Source organism: Adlercreutzia equolifaciens DSM 19450, from assembly GCF_000478885.1.
In the GTDB taxonomy this organism is placed as follows: Bacteria; Actinomycetota; Coriobacteriia; order Coriobacteriales; family Eggerthellaceae; genus Adlercreutzia; species Adlercreutzia equolifaciens.
The window spans coordinates 2,063,599-2,076,786 of the sequence record NC_022567.1; the positions used below are offsets into that span (position 1 = coordinate 2,063,599).

General features: G+C 64.7%; 12 protein-coding genes. 1 reads left to right on the forward strand and 11 read right to left on the reverse strand.

What is annotated here, in order from left to right; translation table 11 throughout:
* Positions 1 to 5: 5 nt before the first annotated feature.
* The 5 genes from AEQU_RS08220 to AEQU_RS08235 all read right to left on the reverse strand — a co-directional run bounded on the left by AEQU_RS08220 (position 6) and on the right by AEQU_RS08235 (position 4,546).
* Entirely contained in the window at positions 6 to 866 is an 861-nt protein-coding gene (locus tag AEQU_RS08220; protein WP_022740462.1) for a bifunctional 5,10-methylenetetrahydrofolate dehydrogenase/5,10-methenyltetrahydrofolate cyclohydrolase, read from the reverse strand.
* Positions 866 to 1,492: a cyclodeaminase/cyclohydrolase family protein gene (locus tag AEQU_RS08225; RefSeq protein WP_022740463.1), complete on the reverse strand. Its 627-nt coding sequence runs from the start codon at positions 1,490 to 1,492 to the stop codon at positions 866 to 868. Before AEQU_RS08225 ends, AEQU_RS08220 begins: the two co-directional genes overlap by 1 nt.
* 133 nt (positions 1,493 to 1,625) lie before the next feature.
* The gene (locus AEQU_RS13045) at positions 1,626 to 1,751 is read right to left on the reverse strand and encodes a hypothetical protein (RefSeq protein WP_278981759.1); all 126 of its coding nucleotides are present in this window, start codon (positions 1,749 to 1,751) and stop codon (positions 1,626 to 1,628) included.
* Positions 1,752 to 1,873: 122 nt separating this feature from the next.
* Positions 1,874 to 3,562: a formate--tetrahydrofolate ligase gene (locus AEQU_RS08230; protein WP_022740464.1), complete on the reverse strand. Its 1,689-nt coding sequence runs from the start codon at positions 3,560 to 3,562 to the stop codon at positions 1,874 to 1,876.
* Between the two features lie 213 nt (positions 3,563 to 3,775).
* Complete coding sequence (locus tag AEQU_RS08235; RefSeq protein WP_022740465.1) at positions 3,776 to 4,546, reverse strand: type III pantothenate kinase; 771 nt, start codon at positions 4,544 to 4,546, stop codon at positions 3,776 to 3,778.
* A gap of 136 nt (positions 4,547 to 4,682) precedes the next feature.
* On the opposite strand from AEQU_RS08235, the gene AEQU_RS08240 reads away from it, so the two are divergent.
* Complete coding sequence (locus AEQU_RS08240; protein WP_022740466.1) at positions 4,683 to 5,378, forward strand: response regulator transcription factor; 696 nt, start codon at positions 4,683 to 4,685, stop codon at positions 5,376 to 5,378.
* A 258-nt stretch (positions 5,379 to 5,636) separates the two neighbouring features.
* On the opposite strand, the gene AEQU_RS08245 is transcribed toward AEQU_RS08240, so the two are convergent.
* From AEQU_RS08245 to AEQU_RS08270, 6 genes are all read right to left on the reverse strand, one after another.
* On the reverse strand, positions 5,637 to 6,281 hold the full coding sequence (locus tag AEQU_RS08245; RefSeq protein WP_022740467.1) for a biotin transporter BioY: 645 nt from the start codon (positions 6,279 to 6,281) through the stop codon (positions 5,637 to 5,639).
* Positions 6,282 to 6,412: 131 nt separating this feature from the next.
* Positions 6,413 to 7,858 carry an MATE family efflux transporter gene (locus AEQU_RS08250; protein ID WP_022740468.1) on the reverse strand — a complete coding sequence of 482 codons (1,446 nt, stop codon included), beginning with the start codon at positions 7,856 to 7,858 and terminating at the stop codon, positions 6,413 to 6,415.
* 216 nt (positions 7,859 to 8,074) lie between these two features.
* A complete protein-coding gene (locus AEQU_RS08255) occupies positions 8,075 to 8,716 on the reverse strand; it encodes a 4Fe-4S dicluster domain-containing protein (protein WP_022740469.1) in 642 nt (213 codons plus the stop codon).
* 5 nt (positions 8,717 to 8,721) lie between these two features.
* Complete coding sequence (locus AEQU_RS08260) at positions 8,722 to 11,229, reverse strand: molybdopterin-dependent oxidoreductase (protein ID WP_022740470.1); 2,508 nt, start codon at positions 11,227 to 11,229, stop codon at positions 8,722 to 8,724.
* Positions 11,230 to 11,397: 168 nt separating this feature from the next.
* Entirely contained in the window at positions 11,398 to 12,336 is a 939-nt protein-coding gene (locus AEQU_RS08265; RefSeq protein ID WP_022740471.1) for a LysR family transcriptional regulator, read from the reverse strand.
* Between the two features lie 29 nt (positions 12,337 to 12,365).
* Positions 12,366 to 13,145: a molecular chaperone TorD family protein gene (locus AEQU_RS08270; protein ID WP_022740472.1), complete on the reverse strand. Its 780-nt coding sequence runs from the start codon at positions 13,143 to 13,145 to the stop codon at positions 12,366 to 12,368.
* Positions 13,146 to 13,188: the final 43 nt, after the last annotated feature.

Genomic DNA, 13,188 nt, shown 5'->3' on the forward strand with positions numbered 1-13,188 from the left:
CCTCCTTACGAAAGCGACGCCTCTGCGGCTCGCACCACATGGGCCATGGTGACGCTCGTGGTAACGCCGCCGAGGCCCCGGGGCACCGGCGTGATGGCGCCCCCATCGCCGAGCACGGGAACGACAGCGTCGAAGTCGACGTCGCCGCATAAGTTGCCCGCCTCGTCGAAGTTGATGCCGACGTCGAGCACCGTCTGGCCCGGCGAGAAGTACTCGGCCCCATACGCCCGCGCACGCCCCGTGGCGCACACGACGATGTCGGCCTCGCGGGTATGGGCGGCCACGTCCGCCGTGCGGGAATGGGCCAGCGTCACCGTGGCGTGGCGCGCGAGCAGCATCATGGCCACCGGTCGGCCGATCACGAGGCTGCGCCCGAGCACCACCACGCGCTTGCCCGCAACGGGAATGTCGTAGAAATCGAGCGTTTCCAGGCAGGCTTGGGCTGTGGCGGGCGGGAAGCCCTCGCCGGTGTCGGCGAACACGCCGGCGAGAGACGCCGACCCGATGCCGTCGATATCTTTGGCCGGGGACAGGCGATCGCACACGGCGCGCTCGTCCATCTGCGGGGGCAGCGGGCGGAACATGAGGCAGCCGTGAATGCGCGGGTCGGCGTTCACGGCATCGATGACCGCTTCCAGCTCGGCCTGCGTCGCCTCCGCCGGCAGCACGAAGCGGCGCACAGCGATGCCGTGGAGGTCGGCCTGACGGGCGCAGGTGCGCTCATAGGACAAATCGTCGGGTCGCTCCCCCACGCGCACGATGGCGAGCGTGGGCGCTGCGCCGACCGCCCGCAAACGATCGATGCGGGGCAGCAGCCGCTCCCACAGAGCCGTGGACACCTCCTTGCCGTACAGAATCCGCGCCATCAGCTGAGCCTCTTCACGACATCGGCGTACACTTCGTCGGCCATGGCGCAACCGGCAGCAAGAAGGTCTTCCATCTGGTTGCGGTAGCCCTCGGCGCGTTCGGCGTCGTCCATGGAGCCGATGTTGATGACCACGTTCAGACTCGCGGCCTGAAGGGCGGCTTTGGCGAGCACCGCGGCCGCTCCGGCGTCCGAAAGGGCCAGAACCGAGCCGTGCCGGGCCATGAACACGCACGATTCGATGACCTGCACCGAGGTGGCCATGATCTCGAGGGGCACCTCGCAGGCATCCACGAGGGCCGCCTGAAGTGCCGCGCTCTGGACCGCTCGCTCCTCGTCGCTGCCCTTGGGCATGCCATAGGCGGCGGCCAGGGGCCCGAAGGCGCGGGCATCCTCATCGATGAGCGCGAGCAGATGCCCGCGCGTGTCCGCAAGCTCGACAAGCTCCGCCTGCATCCGCTCCTCCACATCGGCGTACTTCTTCTTCCCCACGGTGAGGTTGCCCACCATGGAAGCCAGCGCCGAGGCGAGCGCCCCCGCATAGGCCGAGGCCCCGCCTCCTCCCGGCGTCGGCGCCTTCGAAGCCAGCGCCTCAATGAACTCGGTATCGACCATCTTGCCGTTCACACCACCCTCGCAAACTATTGATTCTCGCAAAGTGCCGCGTTATAATACAGGAGCACTGACAAAGCCCGTAGGTTGCTAGCCTTGGTACGGGCGGCGCGGTGTTAACGGATAAGCCCGGTTGCCGCCGGGCTTTTTAGTTACCTCCCGCTCCATCCGATTGCTTATTCTTCCAACGCTCGTACCGGTCGAGCCCCATAAGCACCAGGGCCAACCAGTTGGGCAGTGCCGTCAAAACGAGGGTGAGAACTTCTTTCAGCATAAGGCGTCACTCCTTTCGCAAGAAGCGCCGCCCGCATCGGACTTTGCCAGTGCTAGCATTCTAGCACGAAAGCGACCGCCAGCCTTGCATTGGCGGTCGCTTTTAAATTTCTTATCTAAAACTTAGAACAGCCCCGTGATGGTGCCGTCTTCCATCACATCGATCTTGTGGGCGGCCGGCGTCTTGCCGAGGCCCGGCATGGTCATGATAGAGCCCGTGAGCGCCACCACGAAACCGGCGCCGGCAGACACTTTCACCTGGCGCACCGTAATGGTGAAGTCGCGGGGCGCACCGAGCTTGGTAGCATCGTCCGAGAACGAGTACTGGGTCTTGGCCATGCACACGGGCATGTTGCCGAAGCCCAAGGCCTCCAACTGTGCGATCTCCTTCTGCGCGGCCGGCTCGAACACCACGCCGTCGGCATGGTAGACGCGCTTGGCAATGGCCTCGATCTTCTCGGCGATGGACAGGTCGTCCTCGTATGAGAACGTGAACGTATCAGCCGAGCGCCCGGCCTCATCGCCGTCCTCGCACAGGGCGACCACTTCGTCAGCCAGAGCCAGACCGCCCTCGCCGCCCTTCGCCCAGACCTCGGACAGGGCCACGTTCACGCCCAGCTCGCGGCACTTGGCCTCCACGAGGTCGAGCTCGGCCTTCGTGTCGGTCGGGAAGGCGTTGATGGCCACCACGCAGGGCAGGTTGTACACGTTCGTGATGTTCTCCACGTGCTGCAGCAGGTTCGGCAGGCCCGCCTCCAGCGCCTCGAGGTTCTCCTCGGCGAGATCGGCCTTGGCCACGCCGCCGTGGTTCTTCAGCGCGCGCACCGTGGCAACGACCACCACCGCGTCGGGCTTAAGGCCAGCGAGGCGGCACTTGATGTCGAGGAACTTCTCCGCGCCCAGATCGGCGCCGAAGCCGGCCTCGGTCACGCAGTAGTCGCCGAGCGCCATGGCCATGCGCGTGGCCATGATGGAGTTGCAGCCGTGGGCGATGTTGGCGAACGGGCCGCCGTGCACGAAAGCCGGGGTGCCCTCGAGCGTCTGCACGAGGTTCGGCTTCAGAGCGTCCTTCAGAAGCGCGGCCATGGCGCCCTCGGCCTTCAGATCGTGGGCCGTGACCGGCGCATCATCATAGGTGTAGCCCACCACGATGCGGCCCAGGCGCTCCTTCAGGTCGGTGATGGAGGTGGCCAGGCAGAAGATGGCCATGACTTCCGAGGCCACGGTGATGTCGAAGCCGTCCTCGCGGGGCACGCCGTGGGCTTTGCCGCCCAGGCCATCCACGATGTGGCGCAGCTGGCGGTCGTTCATGTCGACCACGCGCTTCCACGTGATCTTGCGCACGTCGATGTTGAGCTCGTTGCCGTTCTGGATGTGCGCATCAAGCAGCGCCGCGAGCAGGTTGTTGGCCGCTCCGATGGCGTGGAAGTCGCCGGTGAAGTGCAGGTTGATGTCCTCCATAGGAACCACCTGGGCGTAGCCGCCGCCAGCCGCGCCGCCCTTGATGCCGAACACCGGCCCCAGCGACGGCTCGCGCAGCGCCACGACCACGTTCTTGCCGCGCAGGGACAGCGCATCGGCCAGGCCCACCGTCGTAGTGGTCTTGCCCTCTCCGGCCGGCGTGGGGTTGATGGCGGTCACCAGGATAAGCTTGCCCGGGGCGTGCTCCTCCTCGCGCAGCAGGTTGTAATCGACCTTCGCCTTATAGTTTCCGTACAGCTCGAGGTACTTCTCGTCGACGCCGGCAATGGCAGCGATCTCGCCAATGGGTTTCGGTTCGGTCGCCTGGGCAATTTCAATGTCGGTCAACACGTCGGGCCCTTCTTTCTCATGTCGCGGCGCGCAGGCGTACCTGGCAGCCTCATCGATAGATGGCGCAGCGCCGGCGGAAGGAATCGTCCTGCCGGCCAAACGCTGACGCTCCCATTCTAGCGATGCGGCCGCGCCCCGTCGCCCCTCTATCCCCAAAGGGCGCAACTTCCCCTCATTGCGGGGATTCCCGAAGGCATCCGCGCCCAACAGCCCCTACCGGTAGGCGCGATCGGCGATGAGGCGCAGGCCCTCCAGGGTCAGCTCGGTATTCACCTCGTCGATGGTGCTCGAGTAGCGCTCGACCACCGCCGCCAGACCTCCCGTGGCGATGACCTTCGCCGAGTATCCCAACTGGTCGAAAATGCGGCGCACCAGGCCATCCACACGGTCGGTCTCTCCCAGCATGATGCCCGACTGGATGGCCTCCACCGTGTTGGTGCCGATGACCGCCGGCGGCGCCACCAGCGCGATATCCGGCAGCTGGGCGCCATGGGTGAACAGCGCGTTGGCCGAGGTCTGCACACCCGGCGCGATAACCCCGCCGCGGAAGCGGCCTTCGCGATCGATGACCTCGATGTTCGTGGCCGTTCCGAAGTCGACCACCACCACCGGCGCACCGTAAAGCGTCCGAGCCGCCACCGCGTCGGCCACCCGGTCGGCGCCGATCTCGCGGGGATTGGGGTAATCGGCGTCGAAGAGCCCGGCGGCCGTCTCGGCGTTGCACACCAGCGAGAGCGCGCCGGTGGCATCCTTGATCGCCTGCATCCACTCACGGGTCAGTTGGGGCACCACCGAGGCGACCGCCGAGGCGCGCACTTGGCGCAGGTCAAGTTCCTCGAGGGAGAACAACGTGGAGAAGACGATGCGCAGCTCGTCGGCCGCCGCCTTCCGATTGGTGGCGATTCTCCACATCGCGCGCAGCGAATCCCCAGCGTACACCCCGATTACGGTATGGGTGTTACCGATGTCAATGGCAAGTAACATAATTATGACAATCTTCCTCAGTTTTCCAGTGAAACGCCCTTGTTTGCGTATAGTTAACGCGTAAGAGATTATAGCAATGTCTCAACGATATGCCCCCGACGGGCATTCGTCGATATGACGAGAGAAAGGCAAGACCATGATAGAGACACCGAGCCGCATCCTTGTCGTTGACGACGAGCCTTCCATCACCGAATTCGTCAGCTACGCGTTGAAAAAGGAGGGCTACGAGACCGACGTCGTCGACAACGGCGAGGACGCCTTCGCGTTGGCAAGCGCCAACAACTATGATCTGTTTATCTTGGACATTATGCTGCCGGGCATGGACGGCTACGAGCTGTGCCGTCGGCTGCGTTCGAAGACCACGGCCCCCGTGCTGTTCCTTTCCGCCCGTGACACCGAGCTGGACAAAGTCGTCGGCTTGGAGATCGGCGGCGACGACTATCTCGCCAAGCCCTTCGGCGTGCGCGAGTTGATCGCCCGCGTTCGCGCGCTTCTGCGCCGCGGGCAGGGCGGCGAGTTCCCCGGCGCGAGCAATTCCATCACCGCTTCGGGCATCACTCTGGACGAGGACGCCCACACCGCCGCCGGTGACCACGGCGAGATCGACCTGACGCCCCGCGAGTTCGAGCTTCTAGCCTCGCTCATGAAGAACGCCGGCAAGGTGGTCTCCCGCGAGGATCTGCTCCGCGACGCCTGGGGCTGGGAGTACCTCACCGAGACCAAGACGGTGGACACCCACATCAAGCGCTTGCGCGACAAGATTCACGCCGCCGGCTACGACCCCGCCCTCGTGGAGACGGTCCGCGGCTACGGCTACCGCTTCAAGGCGTAAGCCGACTCGCGAGAAATCAGCCCCCATAGAGGAAAGGCTCCCGAACGGGAGCCTTTCCTCTTAGCGACGGGTTTCCACCGACCGTTTTTCGATTTTCTAGGGGTAAATGCCAGTTCGGCCCCGTTATGGCGTGCTGCGATGCCAGTTAAGGGGTGAAATGGCAAGCAAATGCCAGTTAGGCCCCGTTATGGCAACGCGCGGCCGACCATTTCGGGGCCTAACTGGCATTTGCTCGAGGATTTAGCGGCAGCGAGACGCCTACCGCACGGCTGCGCGGACGGCGTCGGCGCAGATGACCGCCGCCACGATCTTGCAGAAATCCACCACCACAAACGGCGCCACGGCCACGAGAAACGCCGTGGCCAGATCAACCTGGCCCACCACCATGTACTGGGCGCACCCGCACGCGTAAGCGATGGCCGTGAAGATGACGCCGGCGACGATCTCCACGCCGAAGCTGCGCAGGAAGGCGCCCGCGCGCTGGGCCCTCGTCAGAGCCGCCTTCTCCGCGCGGGTAAGCCGCGGCGCATTCTTGCCGCCGGCCACCCCGAGTTTCGTGCGCACCGCATACAGGAACAGCACGGCCGCCGCCACGCCGAACAGGTACCCCCACAGAAAGCCGCCCGTGGGACCGGCCAAAACACCGATGCCACCGCGCATCCCCGAGAACACGGGCACCCCCACCGCGCCCAGCAGCAGATAGCCCGTGATAGCCGCGATGGCCTCCTTGGGGCTGAGCACCACGATGGCGAAGGTGATGGCGAACATCTGCAACGTGAAGGGAATGGGGCCGATGGGCACCACCACCCAGGCCGACACGGCTATAATGGCGATGGTCAGCCCGACAAAAGCCACCGACCGCGTCCGCTGAGCCGGCATACTGCGCGTTTTCGTTGATTCCATAGGTCTCTCCTTCCGTTCGAAGGAGTCCATAGTAGGTGCCGAAACGAGTCCGCAACCCCCTCGACGCGCTCCGAGCGGCTAGCGGGTCGCCTATTCGCTATTTTTGTGCAAGTGCATAAAACCTATGAAGCCTATGCGTACATCGCTGAGAGCCGGCGCAGACGCGCCATCTCCCACGCCACGAAGACGGCCGTGGTGAAGATGGAGAGAAAGTCCGCCACCGGTGCCGCGAAGTACAGCGCGTCCAGCCCTGTGAACTGCGGAAACAGCTGCGGCAGCACCACGGGCATCAGGTACAGCAAGGGCACGAGGAACAAAATCTGCCGCGTCAGCGTGAGGAACACCGACTTGGCCGGCTGGCCCGTGGCCTGGAAGTAGTTCGAGCTGACGATCTGGAAGCCCACGAAGGGCAGCATGAGGAACTGCACGCGGATGGCGAAGGCCGTGAAGTCCACGAGGCCATCGTGGGAGATGCCGAAAGCGTGGGCGATGGGCACGGCGAACACCTCGACGATGACGAACATGAGCAGCGAGATGGACGAAGCCGCTCCGATGCCGTACCACAGCGTCTTGCGCACGCGCTCGACGTTGTGGGCGCCGTAGTTGAACCCGAGCAGCGGCTGCAGGGCGATGGCGATGCCGATGAGCGGCATGACCGAGAACTGCCCGATGCGCTGCACCACGCCGATGGCCGCCAGCGCGTCGTCAGCGCCGATGGGCGTTGCCGCCCCGTAGCGCACCAGCTGGAAGTTGATGACGAAGTTCACGATGGCCATGCCCGCCTGCACGCAGAAGCTCGGCAGCCCGAAGGCGAGGATGGTGCGGTCCATGGAAAAGCTCAGGCGCATGGCGGGCAAGCGCAGCCGCATGGGAACGTCGCTGCGCAGGCAGAAGTACTGCAGCACCGCCAAACACGAGCAGGCCCAGCCGAGCACCGTGGCCAGGGCGCTGCCCATGACCCCCCAACCGAGCGCCAGCACGAACAACGCATTGAAGGCCACCGAGCCTACCAGGCCGATGACCATGGTGCCGAGCGCCCGGTTGGGAGCGCCGCAGGTGCGGATGAAGTTGTTCACGCCGAGGCCGATGCACTGCAAGATGAAACCGGCACAGAGAATCTGGATGAACGTCTGGGCGTAGGGGCGCACCTCCGGCGTGGCGCTCGCCAAATCGAGCACCCAGGAAACCAGCGCCGGATTCCATCCGATAACGAGCACGATGACGGCAGCAACAAGGCTCAAGGACACCACATTGCCCAGGGCGCGCTCGGCATCGTCGCGCTTGCCCTCGCCCAGGCGCAGGGCCGCCAGCGCGTTGCCGCCGTTGCCGATGAGCATGGCGATGGCCATGAACACGATCATGATGGGGTTGGCCACAGTCATGGCCGAAAGGCCGATCTCCCCTACCGCGTGCCCCAGAAACACCGAGTCGATGATGGCGTAGGAGCCGTTGATGAGCATGCCCACCACCGACGGAATGGCGAACTCCGTGATGAGCCGCGGAATAGAGGCCGTCCCCATCCGCAGCACCTTGTCGTCGCCGGACGTGCCTTTCTCAAGCTTCTTCTCGTCACTCATACCCTCGCGCCTTTCTACCTTTCCGACGCTATTGTAGCCCTGGCGAACGCCCCGCGCAGACCCCGCACGACAAGACAGAGCATCGGCACCGCCAACGGCACCGCCCTAGCCGCGTTCGCAGGCGCAGCCTCATCGCCCCGCAATACGAAACGGCCGACCGACTGGGGAGTCGGCCGGCCGTCTAAGGGAGGGAGGGCTAGGGAACAGGACGCCGCATTACACGAGGTAGTACACCGAGGGGGACGTGCCGGCGTCCTCGGACAGGCGCATGGTGTCGCGGCTGGCAATGAGCTTGCTCACGTCGGATTCCGGGTCGTCCAGATCGCCCCAGAAGCGGGCGCGGCCGGGGCACAGCTGCATGCAGGCGGGCACTTCGCCGCGGGAGGTGAGGTTGCGGCAGAACGTGCACTTCTCCACGGTGTTGCCCGGGTGCGCCGGGGCGTCGAACTCGCCGACGGCCACGTCCTGGAACCACTCGGGCTCGTCGCTCACCAGGGTGCGCACGCCCTCGTAGGGGCAGGCGGAGATGCAGGCCTTGCAGCCGATGCACAGCGTGTCGTCCACGTAGACCACGCCGGTTTCCTCATCCTTCATGGTGGCGCCGGTGGGGCACGCCTCCAAGCAGGACGGGTTCTCGCAATGCTGGCAGTTCACCGGCAGAAAGCTCAGGGAGCAGTTGGGGTAGGTGCCGCTGGCCGTGTCGTAGGCCACAGGCTCCGTCTCGCCGATGGCGCCCACGGTGTAGATCTTGTTGTAGGCCACATCGGCCGGGTTGTTGTTGGCCACCTTGCAGGCCACCTCGCAAGCGTGGCAGCCGAAGCAGCGGGTGAGATCGATGGCCATTCCGTAATGAGTCATGGTTCTTAAGCCTCCGTCTTCTCGAGAGTTACCACCACGTCGTTGACGGCGGTGTCGGGGGTCGCCTGGCCCATCTCGCTGTGGGAGAGGGCGCCGAAGTGGCCGTCCTTGAACTCGAAGCTGTTGAAGCTGCGGCCCGACACGAGCATCTTCTCCGGCACGCCGGGGTTGATCACGGCCTTCAGGGTCACATCGCCGCTCTTGCTCGCCAGCTTCACGTAGTCGCCCTCGGCGATGCCCTCGGAGACAGCGTCGGCCGGATTGATCTGCACCGTCGGCTCGCCGTCGAGCTCGAGTGTGTAGCCCACGTTCCACCACTGGGAATGGGTGCGCACGCGCATGTGCTGGGAGAAGATGTGGTACGGGTACTCGCCCGAGGTGCGCTCCGCGGAATTCACGTCGGCGTAGCGGGCCGGCTCCCAGTAGGGCATGATCTCCTTGGTCGCGTCGAACTCGGCCGGGGCGTACCAGGGCATGGGCGCGTCATTGTACAGCTTGAACAGGCCCGTCGTGGTACCGAAGCCCTGCTCGAAGGAGACGAAGTTGTCCACCGTAAACTCGCGGGCCGTCTTTGAGGCGCGCAGCGACTCAGGCGTCACGCCCAGGGCCGCCAAAGCATCGCTCGTGAGCAGCTTGTCCAGGTACTCCGAGGCCGTCTCGGTGAAGAACTGGCCGTACCCCATGCCCTCGGCGATAAGCTTGCAGATATCGTAGTCGCACTTGCTCTCGTACATGGGCTCGGTGCACTTTTCCTGAATCATGAACAGAGGCGTAGAGCCGCCGCCGCCTACAAAGTCCTCGTACTCGAACCAGTGGCACACGGGAAGGAGGATGTCGGCGTACAACGCAGTCTCGGTCATGTCCATGTCGGCCACCACCACGAAATCCAGCGCCTTCATCCAGCGCACCAGGCTCTCGTGATCGCCACCGGTGGCCATGAGGTTGCGCATGAAGATGGTCAGGGAATGCACCGGGCAGGACTGACCGGCATAAGTGCCCGACTCCAGTACCTCCTCCATAGAGAGCAGGGGCAAATCGATACCGGAAACGCCCTGGGCCGGGTTGCCCTCGGCATCCACAACTCCGGCTCCGCACAGCGGGTTCACAAAACCACTTCCCTGGGAATAGGTCCAGCCCACTCCGGCGCCCGACTTAGCCATATTGCCGGTGAAGGCAGCCAACACAAACACGGGCCAGTAGTTGAAGTGACCGTTGATGTAGCGGTCGGTACCAAACATGCAGTAGGTAGTCACCGGGCCATCCTGGGCGTACATGCGGGCGAGCTCGCGGATATCGTCCTCGGCGATGCCGGAAAGCTCGGCGGCGCGGGATACCGGATACTCGGCGATGCGCTGCTTGATGAGGTCGTAGACGAGGGTCACCGGGATGTCGTTCACCGTCTCGCGGCTGGTAAGCGACGGCTTTCCCGCCTCGCCCACGGCAGCCGGGGCGTCGGGGGCCTCGTCCCACACCACGAGCGGGTCGATGACGGCCGGCTGCCCGGTCATGGGATCGATCTGGTCGCTCGTCGTGGGTTCGACGCCCAAGTCGCTCATGCGCAGAAGGGCACCGTCGGCCTTCACGAACAGCGGGGCCTCGGTGCGGGCGCGGATGAACTCCTCGTCCTGCCAGCCCTGCTCCAGAAGGTAGTTCAGGGCGCCGAAGGCCAGAGCACCGTCAGTGGAGGGGTTCACGCCGAGGAACCAGTCGGCCTTGCCGGCGTTGGCGTTGAAGACCGGATCGATGACCACGTACTTCGCACCGGCCTCCTTGGCGTCCAAGATAAAGTGCATCGACTGCGGCGTAGAATTGCACGGGTCGGACATCCAGCAAACGAAAACCTTGGCGTTCGGCCAGTCGGCCTGCTCGTTCTGAGTACCGAAGCCACCGTAGCCGAGCGTGTTGCCCATGGCGAAGCTCGTCTCCAGGTCGGCACTCATGTTCGACGAGCTCATCCCCAGTACAGCCTTCAGCTGCTCGATGCTCTTGAGGGCCACGCTGCCGAAGTTGCCCGAGCCCACGTGCAGCACGTTGGAGGCGGGCCCGTCTTTCTCGGCGTACTCCTGGTACTTGGCGCAGATCTCGGCGATGGCCTCGTCCCAGGTGATGCGCTCGAACTCGCCGCTCCCGCGCTCGCCGGTGCGCCGCATGGGGTACTGCAGGCGCTTCGAGCTGTAGATGCGGCCCACATGCGAGAGGCCCTTGGAGCACACGCGGTTGTAGCGGTTGTCGGCCATCTCGCCGGCGGTGGTGCGCACCACTTGGCCGTCGCGCACGTGCACATCCAAGAAGCAGTGGCCCGCGCAGCCGCAGCGGCAGATGCCCGCGAAATGCTGCGTCTCGGGAATCTCCACGGAGGTGTCGGCCAAAGGCGCGTCCTCCTCGTCACCGCCGACCGTCTGCGGAGCGCATCCGGCTAGCGTGCCCAGGGCCGCCGTGGCCGCTGCTCCCTTGATGAAGCTGCGACGCGACAATCCGCGCGCCGGTACCATCGGCTCCTTCGTCTCTTCCATTTCCTCTCCTCTCTAGAAAGCCGCCGGGCACGCAGCCCGGCCTTTGAGGAAATTGTAGGAAGCAAGAAGAAACCAGAACAGAAGGCATTCATTGACTCAAGAGCAACCCCGGGTTTTTACCTTAGAAGAGAATACTAGCGATATGGGAAATTGCTCAGAAAAACACTGCTACCCCGTCTTCTCTTTCCTCTCGTCGATTTCGCGGACAATGGCGGGCCAGTCGATCTCCTCGCCGGCGAAGTAGCGCATCATGTAGGAATCGCCGGCGCCCCGGCGCGCGACGACGCCGTACTTCCACGCGAGGGCTGGCTCCTCAAAGGGTGCGCTCACCAGATTCGGATGCCGCGGATCGTCATCGAGCGGCAGGTAGGTGAGCGTGGCCGCCCGTCCGTCCTCGGCGTCGGCCAGGCGCAAGGGCAGCTCGTTGTCGCTGCGCACCACGTCCAGCGCCACCCCTCGAGCCTGGGCCTCGCGCAGCATGAGATCGGCCACGCCGTTGCCCTCGCAGTGCATGGAGAGCGGCACACCACGCAGATCCTCGATGGTCACTGCGGCGCGAGCCGCCAGCGGATGGTCGGACCGCATCGTCAGAAAGATGCGTCCCTCCCGGGCGATGCGACATTCGAACCGCGTCTCGTCCAATTCCGTGAACACCACGTGGGCGTAGTCCAGCGATCCGTCCAGCAAGGCAGCCAGCAGCGTGGGCCGTGACCCGCGGACGTAGCGCAGCTTCACGTTTATGTCGTGTTCCTCGGTGGGGTACGACCGGAAAGCGCGCCATTCCGCCGTCGTGAAGACATCGTCGGAATCGTAGGTGCCCCCCAGGCGTACCTCCGTTTTCTGGGAGAGCTTCATGGCCGCAACGGCATCCTCCAGCTCGCGGAAGCCCTCGACGAATGTGCGCGAGGCCTTGTAAAGACGATGGGCCGCCTCGGTGGGCTGCAGACGGTTCGCCACATTCACGAACAGCGGCTGACCTACCTCCCGCTCCAGGTTGCGCATCACCTTGCGCAACCCTTGACGCGACACACAGAGGCTTTCGGCCGCATGGGCGTAGTTCGTCGTCTCGTAGACCTTCGAGAAGTAGCTGATCTGAAGAATGTCCATGCGGCCCCTCCCCCTTCGCGTTGTCGAAATTATACCCGAGCGCCTTCAGCAGCGTTACCGAGAAAGGACAGCACGGACAGCACCAGAGCGCCCCATTGGGCCAGAAGGCCATAGGGGGAGGCGCCCTTGCGCAGGGGCGACTCCTGTTGCACCTGCTCCATAAACGCCGGCAGCCATTGGCCGGGGTGGTCGTTCCAGAATCGTCGCGCCTTCCCGAGCCAGTTTTGGGCAACCGACTCCTCGCCGCCCTGAAGCGCCGCCGCGGCAGTTGCCAAAAGCGCCGAGAGAAACGCGAGCTCGTCGGCCACACTGTCGGGCGGTTCGGTGGCATCAACGGGCTTGAAGCCCACCTCGCTCATAGACGCGGCTACCTCCAGCGTCACCGGACTGCGGAAGAGAGACGGCGCTCCCGCGCGGCCTTTCGCGCGATAGCGAAAAGGGGCCTCGTAGGGCCAGACGGGCACCTTCGCGCCCGGTGCCAAGAACAGCAGCGAGTAGCCGCGGCGCAAATCGCGCTGCAGCGCCGCCGCGTTCAAGCCCCGAAAGGACGCGAGCAGCTCGTCGCTCGCTGCAAGAGCTTCCGCCGGCGCGCCGGCGTCGGAGAAGGCGCCCTGCGCATCGGCGGCGAAACGGCCATCTACCAGAGCCACGGCCAGGGCATCCTCTTCCGGAAAGCGAAACGCAACAGACAGCAACTCGCACACATCGGCCGCCCCTGCGAGACGGCGTGCCCCACTTTCCTGAACCGACGGCACCGACGTTTCGTCGCCTCCGGATTGCATGGCCTCTGCCTCATAGACATCATCCATAGCGCCCCCCCTTCCACGTTCCATACTTGAAAAGAGTGTGCCA

Coding starts and splice junctions, on each gene's coding strand:
- AEQU_RS08220 (WP_022740462.1), bottom strand. CDS start 866: ATGGCGCGGATTCTGTACGGCAAGGAGGTGTCCACGGCTCTGTGGGAG.
- AEQU_RS13045 (WP_278981759.1), bottom strand. CDS start 1,751: ATGCTGAAAGAAGTTCTCACCCTCGTTTTGACGGCACTGCCCAACTGG.
- AEQU_RS08235 (WP_022740465.1), bottom strand. CDS start 4,546: ATGTTACTTGCCATTGACATCGGTAACACCCATACCGTAATCGGGGTG.
- AEQU_RS08240 (WP_022740466.1), top strand. CDS start 4,683: ATGATAGAGACACCGAGCCGCATCCTTGTCGTTGACGACGAGCCTTCC.
- AEQU_RS08245 (WP_022740467.1), bottom strand. CDS start 6,281: ATGGAATCAACGAAAACGCGCAGTATGCCGGCTCAGCGGACGCGGTCG.
- AEQU_RS08250 (WP_022740468.1), bottom strand. CDS start 7,858: ATGAGTGACGAGAAGAAGCTTGAGAAAGGCACGTCCGGCGACGACAAG.
- AEQU_RS08255 (WP_022740469.1), bottom strand. CDS start 8,716: ATGACTCATTACGGAATGGCCATCGATCTCACCCGCTGCTTCGGCTGC.
- AEQU_RS08260 (WP_022740470.1), bottom strand. CDS start 11,229: ATGGAAGAGACGAAGGAGCCGATGGTACCGGCGCGCGGATTGTCGCGT.
- AEQU_RS08265 (WP_022740471.1), bottom strand. CDS start 12,336: ATGGACATTCTTCAGATCAGCTACTTCTCGAAGGTCTACGAGACGACG.
- AEQU_RS08270 (WP_022740472.1), bottom strand. CDS start 13,145: ATGGATGATGTCTATGAGGCAGAGGCCATGCAATCCGGAGGCGACGAA.